Below are 406 nucleotides of genomic sequence, written 5' to 3'. Positions count from 1 at the left end.
CGACAAGAAGGACGAGGCTCTGTTCGGCATCGAATGCCACACGCTCAAGATTCGTGCAGACTACGACGCGCGCATTGACGCCACTGTCTATCAAGGCTTGATCGAAGGCTATGCTCCGTACGAGGTCTTGTTCGATACCGGATACCGGTCCAGCGTGGACGAGGTGCTGACGTACCTCAAACTCGGTGTCGAGAATCTGGGCCTCGGGAATCCCGATCTCGACGAGGAAGATGAAGACGAGGACGAAGTAGATGCATAAACATTGGATTCGCGAGTTTTCGGATAGTCCTAAGCCGGCACCTCTGTACGACATGTACTACGGTAACGACTATTCGGAGCCCGTCATTGTCTGCCTCGAACGTGAGGATGGCACACGCTACATTCCGCCGAAACTGTGGGCCTATTC

The 406-nt window shown here is 54.4% G+C and carries 1 protein-coding gene; it reads left to right on the top strand.

The window, feature by feature from the left end; genetic code table 11:
* Nucleotides 1-259, top strand: a 259-nt coding sequence (locus AC1RPN_RS08510) for a hypothetical protein (RefSeq protein ID WP_481763760.1), incomplete at its 5' end; no start/stop codon positions are given.
* Nucleotides 260-406: the final 147 nt, after the last annotated feature.

This window comes from Dellaglioa sp. CoH-57-MRSF-20 (assembly GCF_056781955.1).
This window is presented reverse-complemented; position numbering and strand designations above follow the sequence as displayed.